9 protein-coding genes are annotated in these 12,538 nt (G+C 51.2%); all 9 read left to right on the top strand.

Going from position 1 to position 12,538, the window contains the following annotated elements; genetic code table 11:
* The 9 genes from pyrR to Q0L39_RS04995 all read left to right on the top strand — a co-directional run bounded on the left by pyrR (position 1) and on the right by Q0L39_RS04995 (position 12,367).
* Positions 1–540 (top strand): bifunctional pyr operon transcriptional regulator/uracil phosphoribosyltransferase PyrR, encoded by a 540-nt coding sequence (pyrR, locus tag Q0L39_RS05035; RefSeq protein ID WP_296627260.1) that lies wholly within the window; start codon positions 1–3, stop codon positions 538–540.
* Between the two features lie 35 nt (positions 541–575).
* Positions 576–1,862, top strand: coding sequence for a dihydroorotase (locus tag Q0L39_RS05030; RefSeq protein ID WP_296627240.1), 1,287 nt, complete (start codon positions 576–578; stop codon positions 1,860–1,862).
* A gap of 60 nt (positions 1,863–1,922) precedes the next feature.
* Positions 1,923–2,846 carry an orotidine-5'-phosphate decarboxylase gene (pyrF, locus tag Q0L39_RS05025; protein WP_296627239.1) on the top strand — a complete coding sequence of 308 codons (924 nt, stop codon included), beginning with the start codon at positions 1,923–1,925 and terminating at the stop codon, positions 2,844–2,846.
* Between the two features lie 44 nt (positions 2,847–2,890).
* Positions 2,891–3,976, top strand: a complete 1,086-nt coding sequence (locus Q0L39_RS05020) for a glutamine-hydrolyzing carbamoyl-phosphate synthase small subunit (RefSeq protein ID WP_296627238.1) — start codon at positions 2,891–2,893, stop codon at positions 3,974–3,976.
* A 49-nt stretch (positions 3,977–4,025) separates the two neighbouring features.
* Positions 4,026–7,220 (top strand): carbamoyl-phosphate synthase large subunit, encoded by a 3,195-nt coding sequence (carB, locus tag Q0L39_RS05015; RefSeq protein WP_296627237.1) that lies wholly within the window; start codon positions 4,026–4,028, stop codon positions 7,218–7,220.
* Between the two features lie 365 nt (positions 7,221–7,585).
* On the top strand, positions 7,586–9,592 hold the full coding sequence (locus tag Q0L39_RS05010; protein ID WP_296627236.1) for an HlyD family efflux transporter periplasmic adaptor subunit: 2,007 nt from the start codon (positions 7,586–7,588) through the stop codon (positions 9,590–9,592).
* A gap of 3 nt (positions 9,593–9,595) precedes the next feature.
* Complete coding sequence (locus Q0L39_RS05005) at positions 9,596–10,321, top strand: ABC transporter ATP-binding protein (protein ID WP_296627235.1); 726 nt, start codon at positions 9,596–9,598, stop codon at positions 10,319–10,321.
* 6 nt (positions 10,322–10,327) lie between these two features.
* On the top strand, positions 10,328–11,596 hold the full coding sequence (locus tag Q0L39_RS05000) for an ABC transporter permease (RefSeq protein WP_296627234.1): 1,269 nt from the start codon (positions 10,328–10,330) through the stop codon (positions 11,594–11,596).
* A gap of 93 nt (positions 11,597–11,689) precedes the next feature.
* On the top strand, positions 11,690–12,367 hold the full coding sequence (locus Q0L39_RS04995) for a hypothetical protein (protein WP_296627233.1): 678 nt from the start codon (positions 11,690–11,692) through the stop codon (positions 12,365–12,367).
* The last annotated feature ends 171 nt before the right edge of the window (positions 12,368–12,538 follow it).

The raw sequence follows: 12,538 nt of genomic DNA, 5'->3' as shown, positions 1-12,538 counted from the left end.
CTGGTGGAAAAGACCAGGATCATGGATCAAAAAGCCATGTCGAGGGCGATCACGAGGATTTCATTTGAGATCATCGAGCACAACAAGGGCGCGAGCAATCTGTACATCATAGGGATTGTCACGAGAGGTGCGCAGCTGGCAGAACGAATTGCCAAACGGATTGCGGAACTGGAAGGAACTGCCGTTGAGGTGGGCTTTCTGGATGTGACCGCCTATCGGGATGACAAACGAACCGAAGAACCCCGTCAGGACAAAACCGATCTGCCGTTTCCCATTGAAGGAAAGCAGATTATCCTGGTCGACGATGTGATCTACACCGGCAGGACGGTTCGTGCAGCGATGGACGCCATCCTGCAGCGCGGCCGCGCCAAGAGCATTCAGCTGGCAGCGCTGATCGACCGCGGACACCGTGAGCTGCCCATCCGTGCCGATTATGTCGGCAAAAACCTGCCGACCTCCCACGACGAGTTTGTCAAGGTTTCGGTGGAGGAGCACGACGGAGAAGATCAGGTAACCATCTGCGTTGAGGCAGACAAATAAATGATAGAAAAATGTTCGGGAAGGAAGGGAAATCAATGGAAAAGCTTCTGATAAAAAATGCCAGAATTCTGGACCCATCCTGCCAGCCGGCGCTGGACTTTGTGGGAGATATTCTGGTGGAAGGTGATCGCATCGCCAAAGTGGGAACCAACCTGCCGGCTGACGAGCAGACCAAACAGATCGACGCCAGCGGACTGTGTGCGGCACCTGGATTTATCGACATCCATGTTCATCTGCGTGACCCGGGACTCACCCACAAAGAGGACATCCTCACCGGATGCAAGGCAGCTGCTGCCGGAGGTGTGACCTCCGTCTGCTGTATGCCGAACACCAAGCCGGTGACCGACAACGAAGAGGTCCTTTCCTATATACTTGATAAAGCAAAAGAGGCGGACGCCAGAGTTTATCCGATCGCTTCGATCACCAAAGGCATGAAGGGCGAGGAGTTAAACGACATCGCTCATCTGCATGCCTGTGGTGCGGTTGCAGTCAGCGATGACGGCCGTCCGGTTGAAAACGGCGGCATGATGCTCAAAGCGCTCAAGGAAGCCTATGCAGCCGGTGTTCCGGTCATCAGCCATTGCGAGGACCTGAGCATCATCGACGGCGGCATCATCAACGAAGGAGAGATTTCCCGCGAGCTGGGCGTCAAGGGAATGGATCGTGCCAGCGAGGACAGCATCACAGCGCGTGAGATCGTGCTGGCAGAAAGCTCGGATACAGCAATTCACATCGCGCACGTCAGCACAAAAGGTTCGGTACAGCTGATCCGCGAAGCCAAAGCCAGAGGCGTGAAGGTCACCTGCGAAACAGCTCCGCACTACATGATGATGACCGACGAGCTGCTGAGAAACCGCGACGCAAACTTCCGCATGAATCCGCCGCTGAGAGAACAGGCCGACTGTGAAGCGGTGATCGAAGGCATTTTTGACGGAACCATTGATGCGATTATCACCGACCATGCGCCGCACGCTGCAGAGGAAAAAGCAGATTTCCTCAAAGCACCAAACGGTATCGTCGGATTGGAAACCAGCTTTGCAGCAGCCTGCACCGTACTGGTACATCAGTGCGGCATGGAGCTGATGGATCTGGTCAAGCTGATGAGCACCAATCCTGCAAACATCCTTCGCCTGCCAGGAGGAACACTGCGGGAAGGAAGCCTTGCAGACATCGTGCTGTTTGACCCGATGCAGAGCTGGACAGTGGATGCACAGAAGCTGCACAGCAAGAGCAAAAACACCCCGTTTGACGGTATGAAACTGACCGGCAGAGTGGTCGGCACCATCCTCGGCGGAAAATTGGTGTATTCACTTGATAAATAAAGGAAAAATGGAAACCCTTTAAACGATAGAGAACAAAGATAAAGACGGAGGAAACCGAACATGAAAAGACTGATTGAAAAGATCGCTCAGATGCAGAACCCGAGCGTCGTTGGACTGGATTCGCTGCTCGATTATATCCCGCAGCATATCAAGGACGAAAAGTTCGAGGCTTATGGCGACAGCTTTGACGCTGCTGCACAGGCTATCCTGGAGTACAACAAGGCAATCATCGACGAGATCTGCGACATTGTACCGGCAATCAAACCACAGGCTGCTTACTATGAGATGTACAGCTGGCAGGGCATGTGGGCACTGTGCGAGACCATCAAGTATGCACAGGAAAAAGGCATGATCGTCATCACCGACGGCAAGAGAAACGACATCGGTTCGACCATGCAGGCCTACGCAAAAGCTCATCTGGGCACCAGCACCGTCAACGGCAAAGAGCTTGCTGCCTTTGGTTCGGACATGCTCACCGTCAACGGTTATCTTGGTTCGGACGGCGTAGAGCCGCTGCTGCCAATCTGTGACGAGAAGGACAAGGGCATCTTTGTTCTGGTCAAGACCTCCAATCCTTCCTCCGGAGAATTGCAGGATCAGAAGATCGGCGACAAGAGCATCTATGAAACCATGGGTGCAATGTGCGAGCAGTGGGGAGCAAAGACACAGGAAAGCTACGGCTACTCCCGCGTAGGAGCAGTTGTCGGCGCAACTTATCCGGAACAGCTGGCAGAGATGCGTCAGAAGATGCCGCACACCTTCTTCCTGGTACCCGGCTATGGTGCACAGGGCGGCGGTGCAAACGACGTTGCAGGCGCATTTGATAAAAACGGTCTGGGCGCCATCGTCAATTCGTCCAGAGCGATCCTGACTGCATGGAAGAAAGCCGGCACCGACGGCAAGGATTTTGCACAGCAGGCAAGAAAAGCAGCACTGGCAATGAAAGAAGACATTATGGGCGTGGTTGGTAAAATCACCTTGTAAGCTTTTAAGATAGAGATTCAATCTAGGGAATATGGAGGTAGCGTATGGACATCTTTAACAATGCGCAAAAGGCATGGCTTTTGCTGGAGGACGGCACGGTATATGAGGGCTACGGCCTGGGAAGCGACAAGGACGCCATCGGCGAACTGGTATTTAACACCAACGTCGTAGGTTTCCAGGAAATTCTGACTGATCCGGCAAATGCCAACAATATTATCGTAGAAACCTTCCCACTGACCGGAAACTACGGTGTCAACCATGAAAACGACCTGCACGAAAGCGTTACTGCAAGAGGCTGGGTCATCCGTGAATGGTGTGCACAGCCTTCCAATTTCCGTATGGAAGGCAGAATCGACGAGTATCTTGAGAAGAAAGGCATCAGCGCCATCTTCGATCTGGACACCCGTGCAATCACCAGAAAGCTCCGCGACGAGGGCGTACAGAATGGATTGATCACCAGAACCAATCCGGCAGACAACAAACAGGCACTGCTTGATCAGCTCAAAGCATGGAAAAAACCAATGCCGGCTTGGGTAAACTACAACGAAAAGGTTACCTTTGAAAAGCTGGATGCAAAATACAGCATCACCATGCCAAACTACGGTATCCGCAACGATGTCATCAAAGCACTGATGGCAAGAGGCTGCAAGGTAACTGTTGTACCGGCTTCCTATACTGAAAAACAGATCATGGAAACCAATCCAGACGCAGTTGTACTGTGCGGAGGCGTAGGACTGGATGCACTCGCAACCAGCAATGCACAGCAGACCGTTGCTGAGCTGATGAAATCCGGTGTACCGGTACTGGGCATCGACTTTGGTCATCAGATCATGGCGCTGGCAATGGGCGGCTCGGTTGAAAAAATGCACTGCGGCCATCGCGGCTCCAACTGCCCTGTCACCGAACAGGAGAGCGGCAGAACCTTTATCACAGCCCAGAACCATGGCTACATCGTCAAAGAAGCACCGTCCAATGCGGTTGTCAGCCACCTCAATTCCAACGATAAAACCTGCGAGGGCCTTGTTTATCCACAGATGAAAGCAATGTCCGTACAGTTTATTCCGGAAGCAGAGATCGGACAGAAAAACTTTGATGGTATCTATGAAAAATTCCTTGGAATGATCGGATAAAACGCCGTCGGACAAATTTTGTATACTAGCGCAAGAAAGGTTGATCAATATGCCGTTAAGACAGGATATTAAAAAAGTACTGGTAATCGGTTCCGGTCCGATCATCATCGGCCAGGCAGCTGAGTTTGACTATGCAGGCACACAGGCTTGCCGCGCACTGAAAGAAGAAGGTCTGGAAGTTGTTCTGGTAAACTCCAACCCTGCAACCATCATGACCGATAAGGCGATGGCAGACCATGTTTATATCGAGCCACTGAACATCGACGTTGTAAAGAGAATCATTGAAATTGAAAAACCAGACAGCGTTCTTTCCACCCTGGGTGGTCAGACCGGTCTGACCTTCTCGATGCAGCTGGCAAAAGAAGGCTTCCTCGATTCCCACAATGTAAAACTGCTGGGCGCAAACCCACTGACCATCGACAAGGCTGAGGACCGTCAGATGTTCAAGGACACCATGGAAAAGATCGGCGAGCCATGCATCCCTTCCAAGGTTGTCAACACTGTTGAAGATGGTCTGGCATTCATCGAACAGATCAAATATCCGGTTATCATTCGTCCTGCATTCACCATGGGCGGTACCGGCGGCGGTATTGCTTACAATGAAGAAGAATTCAAAGAGATCGCAGGAAACGGTCTGCGTCTGTCTCCAATCACCCAGATCCTGGTAGAAAAATGTATCTCCGGCTGGAAAGAGATTGAGTTCGAGGTTATCCGTGACTCCAAGGGCAACATCATCACCGTTTGCTCGATGGAAAACGTTGACCCAGTCGGTGTTCACACTGGCGACTCGATCGTAGTTGCTCCAGCAGTTACCCTGTCTCCGGCAGAGTTCTCAATGCTCAGAAAAGCTGCACTCAACATCGTTGAGGAGCTGGGCGTAGAAGGCGGATGCAACTGTCAGTTCGCTCTGCATCCAACCTCGATGGAATATGCAGTTATCGAGGTTAACCCACGTGTATCCCGTTCCTCCGCGCTGGCTTCCAAAGCAACCGGTTACCCGATTGCAAAGGTTGCAACCAAGATTGCGATCGGCTACACCCTCGACGAAATCCTCAATGCTGTTACCGGTACCACCTATGCCTGCTTTGAGCCTTCGGTCGACTACCTTGTAGTTAAATTCCCGAAATGGCCATTCGATAAATTTGTATACGCAAAACGTACTCTGGGTACTCAGATGATGGCAACCGGCGAGGTTATGTCCATCGGTACCTCCTTCGAGAGCGCAATGATGAAGGCAGTCCGCTCGGTAGAGCTGGGTCTGGACAGCTTCAACCTGCCAAAATTTGCAGATAAGACCAAAGAAGAGCTGCTCGAACTGCTGCACAACTGCGACGATGAGCGTATGTTCTGCGTATTTGAGGCACTGAAGAAGGGCATCCCAGCAGAAAAGATCCACGAGATCACCATGATCGACTGCTGGTTCATCAACAAGCTGGACAACCTCAGAAAGATGGAAGAGGCACTGGCAAACTGCGATGAACTGACCGAGGAACTGTATCTGCGTGCTAAGAAATACGGCTACCTCGACAGCACCATCGAGCGCTTCTCCGGCAAAAAGGTTGAGCACCACAGAAAAGGTGTTTACAAGATGGTTGATACCTGTGCAGCTGAGTACAAAGCACAGACACCATACTTCTACTCCACCTACGATGAGGAAAACGAAGCTTCCGAGTTCATCGAGGAGCACAAATCCGACAAGAAGAAGATCCTGGTATTCGGTTCCGGTCCAATCCGTATCGGTCAGGGTATCGAGTTCGACTACTGCTCGGTACACTGTGTATGGGCTCTGAAGAAACTGGGTTATGAGGCTTCTATCGCAAACAACAACCCAGAAACCGTTTCCACCGACTTTGATACCTCCGACCGACTCTACTTCGACCCGCTGACTCCAGAAGACGTTGACAACGTTCTGGAAAGCGAAAAACCATGGGGCGTTGTTGTACAGTTCGGTGGTCAGACCGCAATCAAGTTGACCAAATATCTGGCAAAGAAGGGTGTCCGCATCCTGGGTACCTCCGCTGATTCGATCGACGAAGCTGAGGACCGTGAACGCTTCGATGAACTGCTCGGCAGACTGGGCATTCCGCGTCCAAAGGGTGAAACCGTACTGACCAAGGAAGATGCAGTTGCTGCTGCAAACAGACTGGGCTTCCCAGTTCTGCTGCGTCCATCCTATGTACTGGGTGGTCAGAACATGATCATTGCTCATACAACCGCTGAGGTTGAGGAGTATATGGACATCATCACCAGCCACATGAAAGACAACCTCGTTCTGATCGACAAATATATGATGGGTAAAGAGGTTGAGGTCGACGCAATCTGCGACGGCGAAGATTACCTCATCCCAGGTATCATGGAGCATATCGAAAGAGCTGGTATTCACTCCGGTGACTCCATCTCGGTATATCCTGCACAGACTCTGTCCCAGAAGATCAAACGCACCATCATCGACTACACCGGCAAGCTGGCAAGAGAGCTGAAGGTTGTTGGTCTGGTCAACATCCAGTACGTTATCTACAATGACGAAGTTTATGTCATCGAGGTTAACCCACGTTCCTCCCGTACCATCCCATACATCAGCAAGGTTACCGGCGTTCCAATGGTTGAGATCGCTACCCGCATGATGTTCGGCGAAAAACTGCGCGATCAGGGCTATGGCATCGGTTTGTATCCAGAAGCTGAGTATGTTGCTGTCAAAGTTCCAGTCTTCAGCTTTGAGAAACTGCACGACGTTGATACCCTGCTTGGCCCAGAAATGAAGTCTACCGGTGAGGTTCTGGGTATTGCTAAGACCTTCGATGAAGCTCTGTTCAAAGGTCTGGTTGCAGCTGGCTACAAGATGAAACACGAAGGCGGCGTTCTGGTTACCGTCCGCGACACCGACAAACAGGAAGTTGTTCCAATCGTCGAGAAGTTCGAAAAACTCGGCTTCACAATCTATGCAACCGCTGGTACTGCACTGACCCTGCATCAGAACATGATTGCTGCAAACACCATCCGCAAGATCGAAGAGGAAGAACCAAACATCATCACCCTGTTCGATCAGAACAAGATCGACTATATCATCACCACCTCCAAGAAGGGCAGAAAACCACAGCGTCACTCGGTACAGATGCGCCGCCGCGCTGTTGAGCGTTCCATCGTCACCATGACTGCACTGGATACTGCAAATGCTCTGGCAAACTCGCTGATGAGCAACCGCACCGTCAACGATGTGGAGCTGGTAGATATCACCAAAATCTAACCTCTAACCAAGATGAATCTCTGAAAAAAGGCTGCCGATTCGGCAGCCTTTTTTTATACAGAAATTTTTATATTTTGAAGAAGAAATATTTTGTGTTTCGTTACATTTAAGAACGCTTTTCAGGAAAAAGAAGGGAATCTTTTTTCATTTGTGTATGAGCTGTGGATAAATTGTAAACAGGTGTTGGTTTAGCACAATTTACCGAAAATAACCGCCTAAAAAATTGGAATGTTTGGTAATAGTCACAGAATAGGAAGTGTGATATAGTAAGGAAAACGAATATAGACTTGACTTTTAAAAAGCAAGTTGATATTATTGTATTAAGTCAATAATACAATGAAGAATCCGAAAAAGGAGACTTGGGTATGGTTAAGAAGAAGATGATTATCTCAGGTGTCTGCGTGCTGGCAGCAGCAGCTGTTGTGGGAGGGCTGGTATTAGGAAAAGGTGGCACAGCACAGACGCTGGTTTCCACCGAGCTTTTGCAGCAGATGGATCTGCAGAACACGGTCAGCCTGACCGGTGTTGTGGACACAGAAAATGGCCGGAAGGTTTATTCGACGCTCTCCTATTTGGTGGAGTCGGTCAATGTGGAGGTAGGCGACACCGTTGAGGAAGGTGATGTGCTGGCAAAGCTCAAGACCAGCGACCTTGAGCTGGACATTGCTCAGCAGCAGGCAGCGGTGGATGCGAGCAACAGTCAGGCGGCACACCAGATTGAGGTCAGCCGCAAGGCGTATGAAAATGCAAAGGAAAACTATGAAAACGGTCTGGATTCGAGCGCCATTTCTGCCGACCAGAGCGTGACACAGGCCGATTACAGTGTGGAACAGGCAAAACAGCAGCTGGAATCTGCCAAGGCTGCGGTTTCCGATGCGCAGGAGAACTATCGCATCACCCGCGACCAGCTCAACGGAAATGTCACCTCTGCTGAAGAAGCGCTGCGCGACGCAAAGGATGCGCTGAGCGAGGCGCAGTCCGCCTATGACAGTGCGGTGGCAGGACAGCAGAGCGCACTGGAGCAGGCAAAACAGACCTTTGAGCAGCAGACCGCCGATTATCAGGCTGCAAAAGCAGAGTGGACACATCTGGAACAGACCTATTTGACGGATATTCAGTTGGCTGTAGAAGCAAAAGATGAAGCGATTCAAGCGGTGAAAAAGTATGAAGAGGAACATCCAAAAGAAACTGAAAGTGATGAATATAAAAATCTGTTGAAAGCACAATCTGATGCAGAAGATAATTTAAAAAATAAACGCGAAACCTATGTGCAGCAGAAGTCTATCTTCCAGAACATTCAGGATGGCTACAATCAGGCGATGACCGATTATCAGTCTCAGGTAGCCTCCATTTCTTCCTCGTCTGCCTCCGCTCAGAGCGGCGTTGCAGCGGCTCAGAGCGGCGTTGCTACCGCCGAAGCACAGCTGGATGCAGCAAAGGATGCACAGAACGGCGCCAGTGTTGCTCAGCTGGAACAGGGCATCGACAGCGCCAAACGCGGCGTTGAAAGTGCAGCACTGCAAAAGGAACAGGCAGAGGATCAGGCGGACAGCGCCGAACAGCTGCGCGATGCGACCAACAACCAGATTGAGCAACAGATTGAAACCCTGCAGGACAGCCTGATCAGCAGCCAGCTGGCTGCCGAGAGCAACCGCTCTCAGGAGATAGCCATCGAAAAATTGCAGAATACACTGGATGAGGCGACCATCACTGCACCGGTATCGGGCGTCGTCACAGCGGTCTATGCCAAGGTGGGCGAGCCTGGCAACGGTCTGCTGTTCGTCATCGAGGACACCGAGTCGCTGAAGGTCACCACCTATATCAAGGAGTATGACATCGGAAACATCACCGAGGGCATGAAGGTCACCATCAAGTCGGATGCCACCGGCGACAAAGAGATTCCAGGCACCATTACATACATCGCACCGGCAGCAGTCAAGACCGACACCGGCGCCACCAAGACCACCGACAACAACTCGACCGTCGAGTTTGAGGCAGAGGTACAGGTGGACGAACAGAACAGCGGTCTGCGCATCGGTATGAATACCCGTCTGACCGTATTGGTGGACGAGCGCGACGACGTCTACGGTGTACCGTACGATTCAGTTGTCGAAAAAGCGGACGGCACACAGGTGCTGTATGTTGCCGAGCCGCAGAGCAGCGAAGGCAAGGACACCTATGTTGTCACCGAGGTTCCGGTCACCACCGGTCTGGAAACCGATTTCTATGTGGAGGTATCGGGCGACAGCATTACTGACGGTATGATCGTGCTCAGTGACCCACAGAGCGTCACCGTGGGCAGCGAGGTAACGCCGGACTTTGTTGCAGCAGGGGAACCTGTCGTCGGACTTTCTTCGGAGAGCGGGGAATAGTGGATGGCAAAAACAATCATTGACATGAAGGGGATTGTCAAGAAGTTTTATATTGGACAGCCCAATGAACTGACCATCCTCAAGGGCATCGACCTGCAGGTGCAGGAGGGAGAGTTTGTCTCGATTGTCGGTCAGTCCGGCTCGGGCAAATCGACCCTGATGAACATTATCGGTGCGCTCGATCGTCCCACCGAGGGAGAATATCTATTGGATGGAGTTGCGATCAATCAAGCGGGAGATACCGAACTTTCCGATATCCGCAACCAGAAGATTGGCTTTGTCTTTCAGACCTTCAACCTGATTCCGCGCACCTCTGCACTGAAAAATGTTGAGCTTCCGATGTTGTATGCAGGCATGTCCGGCAGCAAGCGTACCCAGCGTGCACGGGAGCTGCTGGAAATGGTGGAGATGGAGGAACGCATGGGACACATGCCCAACGAGCTTTCCGGCGGACAGAAGCAGCGTGTGGCGATTGCCCGTGCCATGGCAAACGATCCTTCCATCATTTTGGCGGACGAGCCGACCGGCGCGCTGGACTCCAACACAGGACGACTGGTGATGGATCTGTTCCATCGTCTGCATGAAAAACAGGGCAAGACGATTGTGCTGATTACCCACAATCTCGAGCTTGCTCAGGAGACACAGCGTGTCGTCACCATTCGAGATGGTCAGGTGGTGGATGAGGTCAGCGGTTCGGGCAGACCACCTCGTCCGGCACAGGAGGCATAGAGCTTTATGACACAGATTTTTGAGAATATTTCGCTGGCTATTTCCGGCCTGCGTGCCAACAAGATGCGTGCGCTGCTGACCATGCTGGGCATCATCATCGGCATCAGTTCGGTCATCGGCATCGTCATGGTGGGCGATTCGCTGACCAACTCGATGACCTCCTCCCTGCAGGAGATGGGCGCAAACAACGTGCAGATCGGTTTGCAGCAGCGTGAAAGTGAAAACGGACAGAGCTATACGGTTTCGATTGATGCCGATGACTACATCAGCGATGAGATGATCGAACAGTTTCTGAGCGATTACGACGGCCAGGTGGAGGCAGTCAGCGTCAGCGAAGGAATGGGCAGCGGTCGGGCCGTCGATGGACACAAATATGCCAATGTTTCGGTCAGTGGCGTCAATGACGGCTATCAGACAGCAAACCATCTGAAGATGCAGCAGGGACGCTTTATTGCAGAGCGGGATTTGAAGGGAGTCAAAAACGTAGCGGTTGTTTCGGACAAATTCTGCAACAATATGTTTGCCCAGGGAGAAAGTCCGTTGGGACAGGAGATCAAGGTCAATATCGGCAAAGACCTGTACACCTTCACCATCATCGGTGTCTATCAATATGAACAGAATGCACTGATGTCGATGATGGGTGCAGCAGCTTCGGAAAAGGATATGAGCACCGACCTGTATCTGCCGATCACAACCTCCTGGAAGCTGACCGGTGCAGTGGAAGGCTATTACAGCATCACAGCGCTGACAAAACAGGGCACCGATGCCCGCGCGCTTGCCAGCGAGTTTGAGGATTACTTTAACCGCTTTTATGCGCGCAATGAGGATTTCAGCATCAGTGCAATCAGCTTGGATTCTATCATCGACCAGTATTCTTCGATGATGGGAACGGTACAGATTGCGATTGCAGTTATTGCAGCGATTTCGCTGCTGGTCGGTGGTATCGGCGTCATGAACATTATGCTGGTATCGGTAACCGAGCGAACCCGTGAAATCGGTACCCGTAAAGCGTTGGGCGCCAAAAACAGCGCGATTCGTCTGCAGTTTATTGTAGAGTCGGTGATTATTTGTCTGATCGGCGGTATCATCGGAATTGCTCTTGGAATGTTGATGGGTTACAGCGGTGCAGCACTGCTGGGATTCCCTGCGCGTCCATCGGTACAGGCGATTGTCATTGCCGTCGGATTTTCGATGCTGATCGGTGTCTTTTTTGGATACTATCCAGCGAACAAGGCAGCCAAACTCGACCCAATCGAGGCGCTGCGTTATGAGTAAACATAAAGCCGCGGGAATTTTCCGCGGCTTTTGTGTCTAAACCGAAACTTCACGGGAACATACTATAAGCAGTAAGAAGCAGGAGGAGTTTAAATGAACGAGATTTCTTCCCGATATAATCAAGCAAGCCAGCTGTTGGAGGTTGGCTTCGGTATTTTTTGTGTCGTGATGGCGGTGTACAACCTCTTTTTTTCGACGCCATACTATGTGTTTTTGTCTTTGCTGGGACTGATTTTGACCTTTGCTCCCAGAATCATTGAATGGGTGATTCATCTGCGTAAGGATGCTTTGGTGCGTCTGACCACCCATCTGTATATTGTGCTGACCTATGGCATCGGGATGATCTTTAACGGCTATGACCGCCTGCCAGGCTATGACAAGGTCATGCACACACTGACCGGTGTGATCTTTGGACTGTGCGGTTTGATCGCTTTTTATGTGTTGAAGCCGCGCAGAGAAGGTCATATTGTGATCGAGCGCGAAGAATACTGGCAGGCTGCATTTTTCTCGGCGGGATTTGCTTCGCTGATTGCCGTCGGCTGGGAGATTGTGGAGTTTGTCATTAACCTGGTTTTGCACAATGACCCGCAGCATGTGCTGGATACCGGCGTCAACGATACGATGCTGGATCTGATCGTCTGTCTGATCGGGTCGCTGCTGTTCTGGCTGCCGATGCACCGCTATTATCACAGCGGGAAGAAGGGTCTGCTGATGGGAGTATTTGACAGCTTTTTGCAGACCAATCGAAAAGAGGATGGAAAGAAGCAGTAAACTGGAGATTTTTGTAAAAAAGGCTTGACTTTTGCTGAAAAGGTGGTATAATATAAAAGCACTTGTGATTCGGGTGTACACAGCAAAGGAAGTCTATGGAAAGATGGCTGAGCTGGTCTAAGGCGCACGACTGGAAATCGTGTGTGCCCTATAAAGGCACCGAGGGTTCGA

It is taken from the genome of uncultured Negativibacillus sp., from assembly GCF_944388365.1.
GTDB lineage: Bacteria > Bacillota > Clostridia > Oscillospirales > Ruminococcaceae > Negativibacillus.
Note: the sequence above shows the minus strand (reverse complement) of the source record. Positions and strands in the feature narration are given on the sequence as shown.

Coding starts and splice junctions, on each gene's coding strand:
- Q0L39_RS05030 (WP_296627240.1), top strand. CDS start 576: ATGGAAAAGCTTCTGATAAAAAATGCCAGAATTCTGGACCCATCCTGC.
- pyrF (WP_296627239.1), top strand. CDS start 1,923: ATGAAAAGACTGATTGAAAAGATCGCTCAGATGCAGAACCCGAGCGTC.
- Q0L39_RS05020 (WP_296627238.1), top strand. CDS start 2,891: ATGGACATCTTTAACAATGCGCAAAAGGCATGGCTTTTGCTGGAGGAC.
- carB (WP_296627237.1), top strand. CDS start 4,026: ATGCCGTTAAGACAGGATATTAAAAAAGTACTGGTAATCGGTTCCGGT.
- Q0L39_RS05010 (WP_296627236.1), top strand. CDS start 7,586: ATGGTTAAGAAGAAGATGATTATCTCAGGTGTCTGCGTGCTGGCAGCA.
- Q0L39_RS05005 (WP_296627235.1), top strand. CDS start 9,596: ATGGCAAAAACAATCATTGACATGAAGGGGATTGTCAAGAAGTTTTAT.
- Q0L39_RS05000 (WP_296627234.1), top strand. CDS start 10,328: ATGACACAGATTTTTGAGAATATTTCGCTGGCTATTTCCGGCCTGCGT.
- Q0L39_RS04995 (WP_296627233.1), top strand. CDS start 11,690: ATGAACGAGATTTCTTCCCGATATAATCAAGCAAGCCAGCTGTTGGAG.